At 71.9% G+C, this 15,385-nt stretch carries 11 protein-coding genes; 2 read left to right on the top strand and 9 right to left on the bottom strand.

What is annotated here, in order from left to right; genetic code table 11:
- From ACIQ7D_RS22460 to ACIQ7D_RS22435, 6 genes are all read right to left on the bottom strand, one after another.
- Positions 1-2,381 (bottom strand): galactose oxidase-like domain-containing protein (locus tag ACIQ7D_RS22460; protein ID WP_403940155.1); only part of this gene is annotated, 2,381 nt, incomplete at its 3' end.
- On the bottom strand, positions 2,378-3,640 hold the full coding sequence (locus ACIQ7D_RS22455) for a glycosyltransferase (protein WP_403940153.1): 1,263 nt from the start codon (positions 3,638-3,640) through the stop codon (positions 2,378-2,380). The genes ACIQ7D_RS22455 and ACIQ7D_RS22460, both read right to left, overlap by 4 nt.
- Positions 3,637-5,376: an ArnT family glycosyltransferase gene (locus tag ACIQ7D_RS22450; protein ID WP_403940151.1), complete on the bottom strand. Its 1,740-nt coding sequence runs from the start codon at positions 5,374-5,376 to the stop codon at positions 3,637-3,639. The genes ACIQ7D_RS22455 and ACIQ7D_RS22450 overlap by 4 nt, the downstream gene beginning before the upstream one ends.
- On the bottom strand, positions 5,373-6,581 hold the full coding sequence (locus tag ACIQ7D_RS22445) for a glycosyltransferase (protein ID WP_403940329.1): 1,209 nt from the start codon (positions 6,579-6,581) through the stop codon (positions 5,373-5,375). Before ACIQ7D_RS22445 ends, ACIQ7D_RS22450 begins: the two co-directional genes overlap by 4 nt.
- 262 nt (positions 6,582-6,843) lie before the next feature.
- On the bottom strand, positions 6,844-8,931 hold the full coding sequence (locus tag ACIQ7D_RS22440; RefSeq protein WP_403940150.1) for a thioredoxin domain-containing protein: 2,088 nt from the start codon (positions 8,929-8,931) through the stop codon (positions 6,844-6,846).
- Between the two features lie 120 nt (positions 8,932-9,051).
- The gene (locus ACIQ7D_RS22435) at positions 9,052-9,210 is read right to left on the bottom strand and encodes a hypothetical protein (RefSeq protein ID WP_403940148.1); all 159 of its coding nucleotides are present in this window, start codon (positions 9,208-9,210) and stop codon (positions 9,052-9,054) included.
- Between the two features lie 177 nt (positions 9,211-9,387).
- On the opposite strand from ACIQ7D_RS22435, the gene ACIQ7D_RS22430 reads away from it, so the two are divergent.
- Positions 9,388-10,050: a hypothetical protein gene (locus ACIQ7D_RS22430; RefSeq protein ID WP_403940146.1), complete on the top strand. Its 663-nt coding sequence runs from the start codon at positions 9,388-9,390 to the stop codon at positions 10,048-10,050.
- 62 nt (positions 10,051-10,112) lie between these two features.
- Here ACIQ7D_RS22430 and ACIQ7D_RS22425 read toward each other — a convergent pair whose 3' ends face one another.
- Positions 10,113-10,592 carry a nitroreductase family deazaflavin-dependent oxidoreductase gene (locus tag ACIQ7D_RS22425; RefSeq protein ID WP_403940144.1) on the bottom strand — a complete coding sequence of 160 codons (480 nt, stop codon included), beginning with the start codon at positions 10,590-10,592 and terminating at the stop codon, positions 10,113-10,115.
- Between the two features lie 179 nt (positions 10,593-10,771).
- Here ACIQ7D_RS22425 and ACIQ7D_RS22420 point away from each other — a divergent pair, with 179 nt between their 5' ends.
- The gene (locus ACIQ7D_RS22420) at positions 10,772-14,020 is read left to right on the top strand and encodes a tetratricopeptide repeat protein (protein ID WP_403940143.1); all 3,249 of its coding nucleotides are present in this window, start codon (positions 10,772-10,774) and stop codon (positions 14,018-14,020) included.
- 203 nt (positions 14,021-14,223) lie between these two features.
- Here the strand turns inward: ACIQ7D_RS22420 and ACIQ7D_RS22415 are convergent, their stop codons facing one another.
- Together ACIQ7D_RS22415 and mca are read right to left on the bottom strand one after the other, a co-directional pair.
- Complete coding sequence (locus ACIQ7D_RS22415) at positions 14,224-14,457, bottom strand: hypothetical protein (RefSeq protein ID WP_403940142.1); 234 nt, start codon at positions 14,455-14,457, stop codon at positions 14,224-14,226.
- 1 nt (position 14,458) lies between these two features.
- Complete coding sequence (gene mca, locus ACIQ7D_RS22410) at positions 14,459-15,340, bottom strand: mycothiol conjugate amidase Mca (RefSeq protein ID WP_403940140.1); 882 nt, start codon at positions 15,338-15,340, stop codon at positions 14,459-14,461.
- Positions 15,341-15,385 lie beyond the last annotated feature (45 nt).

The raw sequence follows: 15,385 nt of genomic DNA, 5'->3' as shown, positions 1-15,385 counted from the left end.
CCCGCACCCGCACCCGCACCCGCACCCGTGACCGTCTCCGGAAAGACCGTCGGTACGCAGACGTTCACCGATCCGTAGTGCCGGTCGCATCCCGCCACCCGTGGGCTCACCGGCTCCGACGCCCTGGGCTTGCGCGGCTGCCTCGCGGGCCGGGCCAACTCGCCCGCGAAGTCGTGGACATGGGCCGACTCCGCCGCCTTCGCGGCCAGTTGGGGCGGGCCGCCGAGGTGGACCCATTCGGCGACCGAGGGGATCCCGGCGGCGTCGACCGCGAAGAGCATGTACCAGCCCGGGGGCGCCAGGTCGGGATTGCTCGTGACGTTCAGGTCGACGTTCTTCCCGTCCACCGAGAGCGGCAGGTCCACGAAGCGCTGGTTCGGGTCGGACGAGTGGGTCACCGCCGCCGGGCGGATCAGTTCCGCCTTGGCGATCGGCCGGTCGACCGTGATGCGCTGCGTATCGCCGTACAGCCACTGGTTGTCGATCAGCGAGGTGATCCGCGGCCGTTCGCCCCGCAGGAGGTACGGCGGGGTGTAGAGCGACACCTGATGGTTCCAGGTGCCGTTGCCCGGGTTGTCGCCCGTCGTCATCACGCGGCCGTCCGGCAGCAGGAACGCCGAGGAGTGGTAGCCGCGCGCCTGCGGGTCGGCCGCCACCGGGTCGAAGGTGTCCGTCGCCGGGTCGAAGAGCGACGACTCGTAGACCGGGTCGGCCCGGTTGTGCAGCGCGCCGCCCGTCTCCAGCACCTTGCCGTCCGGCAGCAGCACCGCCGAGCCGTACATCTTGCCCTGCGCCCCGGTCTGCGGCTGCGGGCCCGCCCCGAGGTCGACGGTGCCCTGCGGGAGCGGCGGGCCCGCCGTGTAGCGGGGATTCGGGTCCTTGAGGTCGATGAGGTCCGTGAGCCGGCCCGCCTCCGGGTTGGCGTCGATGTTGCCGCCGCCGATCGTCAGCACCCGCTGGTCCTGGGCGGGCGGCAGCAGCACGCTCGCCGACTGGTCGCGCTCGTCCTTGTTCCGGAGCCCCGGTACGTCGGTCACGGTGTTGGTGTCGTAGTCGTAGACGGAGGAGCCGGTGCCCGGGGTGCCGTTGCCGAAGACATGGCTGCCCGAGTAGAAGAGTCGGCCGTCCTGCATCAGGATCATCGACGGGTACAGGCCCCAGTACGACCAGGTCTGGTTGACCTGCCAGGTGGGCAGCCACTGCCCCTTCGCGGCCGACCACCGCTCGGCGGTCACCGAGCCGGTGGAGTCCTCACGGAGCCCGCCGAAGGAGAGCACGTCGCCGTTGCCCATGAGGGTGGCCGACGGGTACCAGTGGCCGTCGTTCATGTCGTTGGTCCTGCTGTACGTCTCGGTCGCCGGGTCGAAGACGTAACTGTCCCTGTACCCCTGGTACCCGACCGTGCCGTCCGCCGACGGATAGCCCTTCGTGCCGCTCATGACCAGCACGCGGCCGTCGGAGAGCTGGACATGGCCGGAGCAGAACATGTCGTCGGGCGTCGGGACCGTACGGTACGAGCCGTCCTCCGGGTCGTACACCGCGGAGGTGAAGGTGCCGGCCTCGAAGCTGTCGACGTCGTTGCCGGAGCCCGCGATCAGCAGCACCTTGCCGTTGTGGAGGACGACCGAGTGCATGGACCGTACGGGGTTCTCGGTCGGCAGGACCTCCCACCTCCCGTCGGCGCACTCCTGAAGGGTCCCGGTGCACCCGGGGTCGACGGGCGGCGCGGCGACCTCCTCCATGCCGTAGTCGTCGGTGGTCACACTGCCCGTGCCGTACACGGAGACGCCCCAGGTGATCCGGTCGGTGCCGGGCGGGACGACGGGGGTGCGGACCTCGGCGCGCCGGTAACCGGGGCTCGGCTCCAGGGACTTGAGGTCGGTCCAGTACTGCCAGCCGGCGGTGGTGTCGTGCCGGAAGAGGGTGAGCGCGACGTCCGTAGTGGTCGACTTGTACCAGACGGACAGATCGTACTGCCGGTCCGGCCGCACGTCGGGCGCGCAGTCGGCGGACTCCGTGATGAGCGCCTTGCGGTCGCCGTCGGCGCGGCGGGTCAGCTCGACCTTGAGGGCCTTCGTACCGGAGTGGGCGTCGGCGACGGTGGTGAAGGAGAAGTCGTTGTCGCCCCAGCCGGACGGCTCCCAGCAGTACGGCAGGTCCCCGGCGCCGCCGGTGCCCGGTGTCTCGAAGCCGGGGTTCCTGACGAGGTCGGCCCCGGCCAGGGCGGGCTGCTGGGTGCTCAGCAGCAGCCCGGCGGTGAGCGCGGTGACGGCGAGGAGCGCGGTACGGCGCGAGGCGCGAACGGTGGGGCGCGCGCGCCGTACGGTACGGCGCGACGCGCGCGCTGTCCCGCTCGGCCCGCGCCCGCGGAACACACTCATCGCCCGGCCTCCGTCTCCAGGTCCCTGACCCTGCCCGACGCCGCCACGGGGCTCTTCTGCCCTGACCGCCCCGCGGCCCGCTTCGGCAGGTACACCAGCGCCTCCGTCCCCACGAACCGCACCACGAACGTGGCGAGCAGCGCACACGCCGTCGCCGCCAGCGCCCCCATCCCGAACCACGCCACGAACAGTGCGATCAGCGGGATCCGCAGCAGCAGATCGGCGTTGGCGAGCAGCGCGAACCGGCCCGCCCGGTCCGCCCGGTGCCGGTGGACGCGCCGGCTGCGGAAGAGCAGCGTCTCGATGAGGACGAAGTTCCACGCGACACCGAACTGGTTGGCCACCACCTCGGCCGGCAGATAGTGCACCCCGGCCGCCGTCAGCCCGTACAGCGCGAGCAGGTTCGGTACGAAGCCGGTCAGCCCGATCAGTCCGAAGGCGGCCATCCGGGCGAGCGGGGAGGCCGTACGCAGTTCCACGAGGTGGCGCAGGAAGCGCAGGCCCTCCTTGGCGGTCGACTTGGACTCGCCGGCGAACCGGTCACGGAAGACGAACGGGACCTCGGTGGGCTGCTCGGGGCGGCAGCGTACGGCGAGTTCCAGCAGGATCTTGTAGCCGAGCGGGCGCAGCGCCTCCGAGGTGACGGCGGAGCGCCGGATCGCGAAGAAGCCGCTCATCGGGTCGCTGATGCCGCGCAGCCGGCCGGGGAAGAGGCCCTTGGTGAGCCAGGTCGCCGCGCGCGAGACGGCGACGCGGTAGCCGCCCGCGAGCCCGGCGCGGCTGCCGCCGTCGAGGTAGCGGCTGGCGACGACGAGATCGGCGGATCCGCGCTCACCGGCGGCGACGAGGTCGGGGACGAGCGCGGGCGGGTGCTGGAGGTCGGCGTCCATGACGACGATCCAGTCGGATCCGGCGGCCTTGAGCCCTTCGACGACGGCGCCGCCGAGCCCGCCCTCGGGGGTGTCGCGGTGGATGACACCGACGGGAAAGGGGCAGTCCTGCGCGGCGGAGGCGATGACGGCGGGGGTGTCGTCGGTCGAGTCGTCGACGAAGAGCACTTCGCAGGGCAGCCTGGCGGGTACGGCGTCGGTGAGCTGGCGCAGCAACTCCCGCACGTTCCCGGCCTCGTTGAAGGTCGGGATGATGACGGTGACGGCGCCGGGCTCGGCGACGGCGGTCGCTTCGAGTACGGGGTCGCCGAGTTCACGGCGTCCGAGGGGGCCCGGCTCCCCGGCCCCGGTGGGCGGAAGAATGCTCATCGCTCATCGCCTCCCGTGCGGGTGCCGTGCGGCGCGGCGGCCCGGTCGTTCCCGGAGGTCCGCCGCGTCTCGATCCCTCGCGTCTCGATCCGGCGGATCTCGATCCGGCCCTCGCCGGTGCCGAAGACGGCGACGGATGTCGAATGGGTCAGTGCGTCGCGCACGTTGGGCAGGTCGCGCGCGTCGCGCCGTACGGTCGGGGAGGCGACGACGTAGTCCAGGTCGCGCCAGCCGCCGGGCATCGTCCTCGTGACGGCCGGGTCGAGGTCGGCCTTGTAGAACCAGATGGCGCCGAGGCCCGGTTCGTACCCCGCGTGCACCAGGTCGAGCCAGAGCGCGTCGTCCACCAGCACCCGGGCCCGGGACGGGTCGGGGACCTCCCGCGCCATCCAGGAGGCGGCGGCCCGGTAAGGGGCGTTGGCGTCGGCGGTCAGGGCGGTGCGGTCGCCGTCGTACCAGCGCGGTACGACGAGTACGGCGGCGGTCGCCGCCAGCGCGGCCAGGGCGGTCCACCGCAGGCCCGTCACGGTGCGGCTCTGCTCGGGGCGGCGCCCCTTGCGCAGCACGGCGTGGGTGACGCTCGCCGCGCCGCCGGCCAGCACCAGCGCCAGGAACGGCAGCCCCTGGATGACGTACATCGCGGGCAGATAGCCGGACGGGCGCAGGGCGACGGCGGTCAGGGTCACGACGGCGAGGGCGGGCCCGGCCAGCGCCCGCGCGGTGACCGACCAGCGCAGGGTGACCACGAGCAGCAGCGCGCCCGCGATACCGCCCAGCGGGAGGATCCGGTCGTAGTACAGCCAGGACTGGAGCACGCCGTAGGAGCCGCTGCCCGGGTCGAGGACGAAGCCGGAGCCCGGACGGCTCATCTGGTACGTGATGCCTTCCCAGAGCGAGACATGGCCGCCGCCGGGCAGCAACTCGCCTTTGAGCAGGGCGAAGAGCGGGTACGAAAGACCGATCAGCACACAGGCGGTGACGGCTCCGGTGACCGCGAACTTACGGGTGTCACGGTGGCTGTGGCGCCACATCGTGACCAGCAGCGCGGGCAGCACCACCAGCATGGTCTCCTTGGTCAGCACGCCGATCGCGGCGGCCAGACCGGCGGCGAAGTGGTGCCAGAGGTGGCGGTGGGGCGAGGCCGCGAGACAGAACGCCAGCAGGATCCACAGCACCGCGAGGTTGTCGAGGAAGATCTCCCGCTGGAGCACCACGGCGAGCGGGGAGAGCCCGAAGAGGACCATCGCGAGCCCGGCCGCCCAGCGCGGCAGCCACAGCCGCCGCGCCAGCACATACAGGAGGACCGCGCTCGCCGCGCTGACCAGCAGCATCGCACAGCGCATGGGCGCGACCGTCATGGCCTCGGGCGAGAAGAGGGAGGGCAGCCAGGTCAGGAAGGCGATCTGTATCCAGCCGAGCGGCGGATGGTCGTACCAGTACGTGTAGTGGGCGAGGCCTTTGCCCTCCTGGACGGCCCAGGCCTGGGCGAGATAGGTGCCCTCGTCGTCGCTGAGGGTGGGGTAGTGCTGGATGTTCCAGCCCTGGACGAGCAGGATCGCGACGAGGAGGACCCCGCAGAGGAGCAGATCGGAGCGTGAGCGCCGGAAGCGTACGACCGGCCGCGGTCCCGCGCCGGGTACGGCGGGGGCTTTCGGGGCGGGCCCGCTCGGCGTGGGGACGAGCGGTCTCCGGCCCGTCCCCGTCGTCGTCGTCGTCGAGGGGAGGGTGGAGGTCACGCGTGGACGTCCTCTCGGGTCAGATGCGCGCCGACATGGCTGGTCAGCTCCCAGTCGTCGCGTCCCCGCCGGTCGCGCCAGACCGCGCGGATCGCCGCGACGGCCAGCATGACCTGGTAGAAGGGGCCTCCCGCGATGAGCTTCAGATAGTGCGTGAGGCGGATCCGCAGCCCGTACTGCGCGCCGAAGTCGTGGAGTCCGACGATTTCGAAGACGAAGGTCACGAGGGCGGTGACCAGCGGCAGGAAGGTCACGAACGCGACCGTGACCGGCACGTCGAGGAAGAGCGCGACACAGACGTTGAGCGGGATGACGAGACCGGTGAACGCCTGGAAGAACGGCGTCATCAGGGTGTAGCGGGCGAGTAACCGCTGCCCGGATGTGGGCAGTTGGCGCCAGTCGCCCTTGCGGTAGACCTGGAGGAAGCCCTGGTTCCAGCGGGTGCGCTGCTTGAGCAGCGACATCAGCGAGCCGGGGGTCTCCTCGCGGGTGACCATGTCGGAGTCGTACGCGACGACGACCTTCTTGCCGACGCTGGAGAGCCGTACGCCCAGGTCGCAGTCCTCGGCCAGGCAGTTCTGGTCCCAGCCGCCGGCCTCGCGCAGTACGTCGGTCCGTACGAAGACGGTGTTGCCGCCGAGCGGGATGAACCCCTTCTGGGCGTGCAGATGGAGCCTGCTGCGGAACCAGAAGAAGTACTCCAGGCAGTTGCGCAGGCTGTACCAGCTCGAATGGAAGTTGATGAGCTGGACCCCGCCCTGGACGACATCGGCGCCGGTGGAGCGGAAGGCGTGGTCGACATGGGTCAGCAGCTCGGGGTGGACCTGGTCCTCGGCGTCGAAGACCCCGACGATCTCGCCGGCGCAGTACGGCAGCGCGGTGTTGAGCGCCTTGGGTTTGTTCTTGGCCTCGTGGGTGTCGACGACGACCCGGACCCGGCCGGGGGCACGGGCGGCCGCCCGCTCGGCGACCGCGGCGGTCTCCGGGTCGTCGTGTCCGACGATGACGATGATCTCGAAGCTGGAGTGGCTGGATTCCAGCAGCCGTTCGATGGTGTGCTCCAGCACCGCCTGCTCGTGGCGGGCGGGCAGGAGCAGCGAGAACGAGCCCGCCCGGCCGCCGTCGGGCGGGTCGAACCGGGTGGCGGCCAGCGTCTCCGGCGTACGCCAGGCGTGCATCTGCCACCACAGTGTGAACGCGGCCATCCAGAACAGCGCCAGTGAAACGGCGGCGATGAACGCGGCTATGAAAACGGACGTGACCACACGGCCCCCCTCGGCCTGGGTGGCCGCGGCGAGGCCCCCCTGGCCGCCTGCGCACCCGTCGTCCCCCTGTACGCATGTCCCCCACGCGCACTTGTTGCGTCTGCTGTGAAGACAATAAGGGGGACCTGTGACGACTGGAGGGCCGATTGGGTGAATGCTGCGTTTCGGGCCCATTCACCACGGGTCAGGAATCAGCCACGCTCTACTCGAACACACCCAATTCGCCCTTCAGGTGTTCGAGTTCGGTCGTCGGGGCGGAGCAGACGAAGCGACGGCAGACATACGCGGTGGCGCGATCGCCGACCAGCGGGCGGTCCGCCAGCAGCGGGAACTCGTCGCTCCCCGGCGCGCCGGCCGCGACGACGGCGCCGGGCGCGGTGGCCAGCAGTGCGGCACGGTGCAGCGCGGCGAACCCGTCCGCCGCGCTCTCACCCTCCGCCGCGCCCGCCGCACCGCTCTCCACGCCGCTCCCCGCGCCGAGGACCGCGACCTCCCGGGGCCCGTCGAGCGCGGCCTCGGCGACCGCGAGCCCCCAGCCGATGAAGCGCGGCGCCCGCGGCCCGAGCGCCTTCACGACCCCCAACGCCGCTTCCGCCGCGCTCCGGTGACGCTCGGAGCCGGTGTGCGCGGCGTACGAGAGCAGCGCCCCGGCGGCGGCCGTCCAGCCGGACGGTGTGGCGTTGTCCGTCGGGTCCTGGGGCCGGCGGATCAACTGCTCGGCGTCATCGGCGGTGTCGTACAGAGCGCCGCGCTCCGCCACGAACCGGTCGAGGACAATGTCCAGGAGGAATCCGGCGAATTCCAGCCACACGCCCTCACCGGTGACCCCGGCGAGCGCGAGGAACCCCTCCGCCACATCGGCGTAGTCCTCCAGCACTCCGGCGTTCGCGCCGACCCGGCCGTCCTTCGAGGTACGGGCCAGCCGCGCCGCGTCGTCCAGGTGGACGCGTACCAGCAGATCGGCGGCCTCGGTCGCCCGCTCCACCAGATCAGGCCGGTCGAAGTACGCGCCGGTCTCGGCCAGGGCGGCGATGGCCAGCCCGTTCCAGGCGGCCACGATCTTGTCGTCGCGCCCGGGCCGCTCCCGCAGCTCCTCACGGGCGGCGAGGAGCCGTGCCCGTACGGACTCGACGCGCGCGGCGTCCACCACGCCTTCGCCGACAGGCAGTTGGAGCACGGAGGCACCCTCCTCGAAGGTGCCCTCCTCCGTCACCCCGTAGTACTGGGCGGCGAACTCGGCGTCGGACTCCCCCAGCACATCGCGTAGCCGGCCGGGAGTCCAGACGTAGAACGCGCCCTCCACATGCTTCCCGTCGCCGCTGCCGTCCGCGCTGTCCGCGTCCAGGGCAGAGGCGAACCCGCCCTCGGCGGTGCGCAGTTCACGGACCATGAAGTCGGCGGTCTCGACGGCGACCCGGCGGGCCAGCTCCGAACCGGTGGCCCGCCAGACATGCGCGTACACCCGGCACAGCAGGGCGTTGTCGTACAGCATCTTCTCGAAATGCGGCACAACCCACTCCCGGTCCACGGAGTACCGCGCGAAGCCCCCGCCGAGCTGGTCGTAGATCCCGCCGCGCGCCATCGCCTCACAGGTGTCCGTCGCCATCTGGAGCGCGCCCTCGGAGCCGGTACGGGCGTGGTGCCGCAGCAGGAACTCCACCACCATCGCCGGCGGAAACTTCGGCGCCCCGCCGAACCCGCCCCGCTGCGCGTCGTACTCCCGGGTCAGCCCCAGCAGCGCCTGCGCCAGCTCGCCCTCCCCGGGCGGCCCGTCCCCACTCTGCGCGAGCGACCGCCCGGCCAGCTCCCCGACGATCCGCGCGGCCACCTCGGCCACCTCCTCACGCCGGCCGGTCCAGGCGGAACTGACACCTTCGAGCACCTGCGGGAAGGACGCCATGCCGTGCCGGGGCGCGGGCGGGAAGTACGTACCGAAGTAGAAGGGCGCGCCGTCCCCGTCGAGAAACACGGTCATGGGCCACCCGCCCTGCCCGGTGGCGGCCTGCACGGCCTCCATGTAGACGGCGTCGACATCGGGCCGCTCCTCACGGTCGACCTTGATGTTGACGAAGTGGGCGTTCATGTACTTGGCGGTGGTGCGGTCCTCGAAGCTCTCGCCCGCCATCACATGACACCAGTGGCAACTCGAATACCCCACACTGAGCAACACCGGCACCCCCCGCCGCCGCGCCTCCGCGAACGCCTCGGGCGACCAGGGCCACCAGTCGACGGGGTTGTCGGCGTGCTGGAGGAGGTACGGGGAGGTCTCATGGGCCAGTCGGTTCGCCATACCTCAATCCTCGCGCACACCCGCGCCGCACCCGCCCCGGGGCGAGGGACGACACGCCCAGGACCCGGACGAAGGGCTCAGCCCCAGGTGAGCGGATCGAGATGGCCCTGCGGGCACGCCTCAGGCGATGGCCGCGATATCCCCGTCATCGAAATACATGGCCTGATGCAGGCGCCCACCCAGAGCGACGGCACATCGGGCGAGGACCTCCTGACCGGAGATGTGCCCCCGCTCGATCGGCGACACTCGCCCCTTGGTCACGCCCATACGGTCGGCCACGCCCTGCTGGGTCAGCCCTCGGGCCGTCGCAGTTACGCCAGACGGCGGCCGGTCATCTCCGCAAGAAGCTCCTCTACCGAACCCGCCCGTCACCAGATCCCCAGGGGCCCGGTACTGCCAGGCCGTAGCGGTGCCCGCTCAATCCGACGTTCCGCCGGGCGCACTACGATCTCCGGCATGGCGAAACGAGCGGTGCGGAAGCGGGCGCGGAAGATCCTGGGGGAGGAGCCCGTGGCCCTGGTGTGGTGCGAGATCCGCAAGGCCATCCCCACTCCGCCCAAGGACGTTCACCTCGCCGCGGGCAAGGGGCGGCTGAAGCCGCGCCACCACTGGCTTCTGTACGTCGGGGGCGCGGTGTTCTTCTTCGTCGTCGTCCCGATCATGGTGATCGACAAGCTCGGAGAACTCATCCCCTTCTCACCCTCACGGCAACGGGGACGGCGGAGCGGAGGGGCGCAGTCCCCGCCGGACGCCCGCCCCTCGGGGCCTGGCCAGGACCCGACGAACGGCATCTTCGACGGCGACTGGAATCTGACCGCGGGGCAGCTCCTGCTCCAGTGGTACGGGCACTCGCCCAACCCCCAGCGTCTGGTCATGCTGGCCCGGGACCGTATCTGCGTCGCGGCGTCTCCGCGCCGCCTGCTCTCACCGACCAAGGCCGACGACTTCCGGAGCGTCGCCGAATTCCCCTTCGATCAGGGCCGCGTCGAAGGGGAGGCGGGCCAGCCGCGCGGCTTCGCCACCTTCCGGTTCCGCTTCGCGGACGGTTCCTGGCTGGAGGTGGGAGGTCTGGCCGAACCCGAGGACGCCGACCACTTCCTCCGCACGATCAGCGACTGAGAGGGCGCCGCGCGCGCCCTCCGCGGCGGGCGGAGGGCGCGACGTACCGTTTCGGAGGCCGGTCAGTGGTTCTCGGCCGCCGGTTCCAGGACGAAGAGCGGGATCACGCGGTCCGTCTTCTTCTGGTAATCGGCGTAGTCCGGGAACGCCTCGACCGCGCGGTCCCACCACAGGGCCTTCTCCTCGCCCGTCACCTCGCGGGCCACCATGTCCTGGCGCACCGGACCGTCCTGGAGTTCCACGCGGGGGTCGGCCAGAACGTTGTAGTACCAGACCGGGTGCTTGGGGGCGCCGCCCAGGGAGGCGACCACGGCGTAGGAGCCGTCGTGCTCCACCCGCATCAGGGGGGACTTGCGGATCTTGCCGCTCTTCGCGCCCAGCGTGGTCAGGATGATCACGGGCAGGTCGCGGCGCTTCTCGTCGTCCGGGCCGATCAGGGATTCCAGCGTCGTGCCGCGCGTGCCGCCGGAGCTTTCGTACAGCTCCACCTGGTCGCGGACCACCTGCTGAGCGCTCGGCTCGTACTCGCCTTTGAGGGGCATGCTGTGCATCTCCATGCTGTCGAGTGCTGTCGGAAGAGACCTCGTCCCGTGGAACGCCCGGGACGGAGCCAATCATTCCTGCACCGGGTCGGCGAACAGCCGAACGACAGGCACTACTCGCCATCGCGCCCCGTCCGCAGGACAATGTGTGCTCACCATGCTCTCGGAGGGGGACGCATATGCGGGAAAGCCACCGGGCCGAGGCCGAGCGGCTGTTGGTACGCGCCGTGGAGGAGGAGGTACGGCGCTCCGGCGGGCGGACCGACGGGAACGCGCTGCTGGCGCGCGGGCGCGGGGCCCTGGACGCGATGTCCGCCGGGGCGGCCGAGGAGTACGCCGCGTACACGCAGGCCCTGGACGCGGCGCAGGCGCCCGGGGTTCCGCTGTCCCAGCGGTTCAGCCGGCAGAACATCGGCACGCCCGCCCTGGTCACGTCCGTCGCGGCCGTGGCCGCCATCGGTGCGGATGTCGCGCTGGGGACGGCCTCGGGGATCGCGCTCGGCGCGGGCGCCGTCGTCGCCGTGGCCGGGGCGGCGACCACCGTCGCCAAGGTGACCGTCTCGCACTGGCCGGCCGCGCACCGCAGAGCCGGCGCGGCCGGACAGCCGGGCGGCGCCGAGCAGTTGCGGCTCCAGTGGCTGACGGCGCTGGAGGTACGGGGCATCCGGCCCTTCCTCGACCAGCAGCGGGTGCTGGTGTCCGCGACACGCCGGGGCGCCAAGAAGTCGCCCGTCGTCCCGCAGTTGCGGGGCGGGGACCGCAGCGCCGCGGCCCGCCGCCGTACCGTACTGGAGCAGTCGTTCGGCCATCTCCCCGAGCCCGCAGGGCCGTTCGCGGGGCGCCGCGCCGAACTGGCCAGGATCGCGCAGTGGGTGCACGCGGCCCGTGCGTCGACGGAGACGAAGCCGACGGTCGTCGTGCTGTACGGCGCCCCCGGGGCCGGCCGCACAGAACTGGCCGTACGGGCCGCGCACCAGCTCAGGGACCAGTTCCGGGGCGCCTGCCTGGTCGATCTGCGCGGCGGCGGCACCCTGGAGGCGCCGCTGTCGACGCGGGACGCGCTGCTGCACCTGCTGAACCGGCTGGGCGCGCCGCGCGAGCAGTTGCTGTTCCGCGAAGGCGCCTCCCCCGAGCAACAGGTGCGGCGGCTCAGCGAGTTGTACCACCAGCATCTGACCGGGCTGCCGGTGACGGTGGTCCTGGACGACGTCTCCGATCCCGAGCAGGTGCGCACGCTCGTACCGGAGCGTTCCGACAGCCTGGTGCTGGTGACATCGCGCCGCCCCGTCGAGCTGCCGGCCGATGTCCCTGCCTGGGTGCACCAGTTGCCCGTCGAGGCGCTGGACGGGGCCGGCGCCGAGGAACTGCTGCGCGCCGCCGCCGGAACGGAACAGGACGCGGCGACGGCGGGGGCGCCGTACGACGTCCAGTCGGCCGACCGCGTACGGGAGCTGTGCGGTGGGCTGCCGCTCGCGCTGCGCATCGCCGGGTCCTCGCTCGGCGACGGCCGCACCGCGCACCGACTGGCCGCCGATCTCGACGCGTACGGCCCGGTCGAGCCCGTCGAGCGCGCCCTGTGGCTGCGCTACACCGACCAGAACGACCAGGGCCGCCGGCTGCTGCGCCGGCTGGCGCTGGCGGGGCGCGCCTCGCTGGGCGCGGGCGCCGCGGCGGCGCTGCTGGCGACGGACGAGCAGGAGGCGGGACGGCTGCTGGCGGCGCTGGCCCGGGCCGGTCTGGTCGAGCATGTACGGGGCAGCCGCTACCGGTTGCACGACGTCGTACGGACGTTCGTGCACGCGCGGCTGCGCGACGAGGAGCCGGCCGAGGAGCGTACGGCCGCGCAGGAACGGCTGATCCGTAACTACGGCGAGCTGGCCGACTCCGTGATCCGGCTGGTCGACGGCAAGACGTCCACGCGCGCGGACCTCTTCAAGAGCGCGGCGGGCGCGCACGGTTTCTCGTCGCTGGACGCGGCGCTGCGCTGGCTGGACGACGAGTCGAGCTTCATCACGGCCACCCTGCGCCACGCGGAGGGCGTGGACCAGCAGGCGGTGCTCAATCTGCTGGGCGCGCTCTGCGACTACTGCCTGCTGCGCGGCGACCTCTACCGGCTGGGCGAGATCAACGAGTTGACGCAGGCCGTGGACCAGGGGCTGCTGGTGCGCTCGGTCCAGTGGCGGACGGGCATCGCCGCCCGCCAGCTCGGCGAGCTGGACAAGGCGCGTACGACGCTGACCTCCGTGGTGGGCCTCTACCAGGAGGCGCAGCACGAGGCGGGCGCGGCCCGCGCGCTCTGTTCGCTGGGCATCACCCTGCACCACCAGGGCAATCTGACGGAGGCGGCGGCGAAGCTGCGCGAGGCGCTGGCGCTCCAGGAGACGGCGGCGCTGGCGGGTGACCGCGGCTGGACGCTGCACGCGCTGGCGGCGGTGGAGCGGGACCGCGGCGGTCTGGAGGAGGCGTTCGGGACGCTCACGGCGTCGCTGGAGCTGCACCGCGAGAGCGAGTCGGTGCACGGCGAGGCGTGGGCGCACTTCCAGCTCGGGCAGTTGTTCCTGCGGATGGGCGATGTGGCCCGCGCCGAGGGCGAGTTGCGCGCGGCGCTGGAGCTGTACGGGCGGACGCGGGACGGCCGCGGCGAGGCGTGGGCGACGACCCAGCTGGCGCGGGCACGGCTGGTGGAGGGTGAACAGGCCGAGGCGGCCGAGCAGTTGCGCGAGGCGCTGGCCCGGCACCGGGACAACGAGGACGCGCGCGGCGAGGCGTGGACCCTGTACTACCTGGGCCAGGCGCTGGAGGATGGCGGCGACCGTGACCAGGCGGTACGGGAGCTGGAGCGGGCCCGCTCGATGTTCTCGCGGATGCGTGACGTGTACGGCCTGGCCTGCGCCCGGCACCACTCGGGCCGTGTCACCCGCGACCAGCGCGCCGCGCAGACCGGCAACCTCCGCAACTCGGGGTTCGCCCGGCAGCTCCTGGTCGACGCCCGCGCGGACTTCCGGCGGATCGGGGTGGCCCACGGCGAGGCGTGGACGTGTCTGGAGCTGGCCTTGGTCGACGCGGGCAACAGCCGCGCGGCCCAGGCGCTGGCGCTGTGCGACGAGGCGACGGCGCTCTTCACCTCGTACGGGGACCACCGGGGCGCGGACTGGTCGCGGTTCCTGCGCTGCACGCTGCTGCCGTACGGCTCGGCGGGCGGTACGGAGGTGGGCTCGGCGGTGGCCGAACAGGAGCTGGCGGAGCTGGCCGCGGCGGACCACCCGGTGCGGGACGGGAAGCTGGCGGACTCGCTGGCCGCGTTCGGGGTGATGCTGGGCCGGGGCGTACGGCTGGAGGACGGCTGGCAGGCGTGGGACCTCGGCATGGTGCCGAACCGGCACGCGCGCGAGGTGATGGGCGTGCCGGTGGAGGTCACGCCCGCCTGACGACGCCCAAGACACCCGGCCGACGCCCGCACACGCCGAAGGACCCGAGGACCGGCCGCTCCCTCCCGGGAGGGAGCGGCTGTCCTTCAGGCAAGACGGCCCCTACGGGCCGAGCCGACCCCGTGGTCCGGTCGTCCCCCGGTGGACAGTGCTGACCGTACGGACCGGGCGGTCCCGGCCGTACCCGTCGCCGCCGTCGCCCGCTACTCGCCGTGCGGGGCCGGTGACTGCCGGCCCGCCGCCGTCGTCGGCTGTCGCTCCGGCGCCTCCTCGAAGTCGACCTTCCCCATGTGCCGGGTCATCGACTTCATCAGCAGCCACACGCCGCCCGCCATCACCGCGAACACGATGAACCCCAGCACGCCGGGCGTCACCTTGTTCTGGTCCAGCTCCTGGGCGAGAGGAACGAGCTGGGTCATTGCCTGGGTCGCATACATATCAGGCATTGTCGCGGATGCCCGCGAAGAGGTCGCTCTCGGGGAGGGATGTATCGACGAGGGACTTCGCCAGCTCGTACTCCTCGGTGGGCCAGACCTCGCGCTGGAGCTCCATCGGGATACGGAACCAGCCGCCGTCCGGGTCGATCTGCGTGGCGTGCGCGACCAGCGCCTTGTCGCGGATCTCGAAGAAGTCCGCGCAGGGGATGAACGTGGTCAGCGTCCGCTCCACCCGCTCCATCTCCTTCCACCGCTCCAGCCACTCGCCGTACGGGGACTCCAGCCCGCGGGAGAGCAGCGCCTCGTGGAGCGCGACCGTACGCGGCTTGTTGAAGCCCTGGTTGTAGTAGAGCTTCGCGGGCTGCCAGACCGGGCCGAAGTCCTCCTCGGGGAACTGCTCCTTGTCCGCCGCACCATCGAACGCGATCATGGAAATGGTGTGGGTCATGATGTGGTCGGGGTGCGGGTAGCCCCCGTTCTCGTCGTACGTGGTGATGACCTGCGGCCGGAAGGAGCGGATCGACCGGACGAGCCGGCCCGCCGCCTCCCGCGGGTCCACCAGCGCGAAGCAGCCCTGGGGCAGCGGCGGCAGCGGATCGCCCTCGGGCAGCCCGGAGTCGACGAACCCGAGCCATTCCTGCTGGACGCCGAGGATCTCCCGGGCCTCGTCCATCTCCTTCTTGCGTACCTCGTGGATGTTCGCCTCGATATAGGCGTCACCCTGGAGCTTGGGGTTGAGGATGGAGCCGCGCTCGCCTCCCGTGCAGGTCACGACCAGCACGTCCACCCCCTCGGACACGTACTTGGCCATGGTGGCCGCGCCCTTGCTCGACTCGTCGTCGGGGTGGGCGTGAACGGCCATCAGCCGTAGCTGCTCAGTCAAGACTCGATCCTCAGTGATGTGGCGCTTAGGTCGGCTTCTATAGTG

This window comes from Streptomyces sp. NPDC096310, assembly GCF_044763125.1.
Lineage (GTDB): Bacteria > Actinomycetota > Actinomycetes > Streptomycetales > Streptomycetaceae > Streptomyces.
This window is presented reverse-complemented; position numbering and strand designations above follow the sequence as displayed.